This window comes from Bartonella sp. AA78NXGY (assembly GCF_042197005.1).
In the GTDB taxonomy this organism is placed as follows: domain Bacteria; phylum Pseudomonadota; class Alphaproteobacteria; order Rhizobiales; family Rhizobiaceae; genus Bartonella.
In genome coordinates, this window is the sequence record NZ_JBHIRI010000092.1 from 1 (window position 1) to 667 (window position 667).

General features: G+C 36.9%; 1 protein-coding gene. It reads left to right on the forward strand.

The genetic code is table 11. From position 1 onward, the window contains the following. Window positions 1–489 (forward strand): hypothetical protein (locus tag ACFINL_RS09805; protein WP_375651499.1); only part of this gene is annotated, 489 nt, incomplete at its 5' end. Window positions 490–667 lie beyond the last annotated feature (178 nt).

Sequence of the window (667 nt, forward strand, 5' to 3'; positions counted from 1 at the left end):
GAAAATGCAAGGGTATATGGCAACGCTGTCATTGGTGGTTTTGTTTATGGCAATGCGCATGTATATGATAAAACCCGCGTGTATTTTGGAGCTCATGTTTATGATAATGCGCATCTTTCTGATAAGGTGTGGGTTTATCAATATGCAAGGGTATATGGGAATGCAAAATTAACAGGAAGTGCACGCATTTATAGCAAGGCTGAGGTTTATGATCATGCTGTTGTAAGTAGCTCTTCAAAAATTTATGGCAAGGTTTATGGTAATGCTAGCGTGGGTGGGTATGTTAAGGTCTATGGTTCTGTTTATGGCAATGCTAAAGTGACTGGTTATCACACCATTAGAGGTTTGGTACATGGCAATGCAAGATTAAAAAGAAATGAGTATTCATATACAGAACAAAACCCTTATTATGCATATGGAATTCCTGAAGATTGTGAAATTTATGAAAACGATACCGTTGTAAAGATTATTGAAAATAACGCTGCGTAAAGACGCGCGGGCGCGGCGGGGGCGCCCTTCTTTCAAATTTTCCCATTCCAAATTTTATCAAATGTTTATCACATTAAATTGTGAGGGTATCTCTATGTGCAAAAAATATGAATTAACCAGTGAAATCAAAAAAATCAAACATGCTCTTACTCGAAATATTATAACTCTTTATCGCATT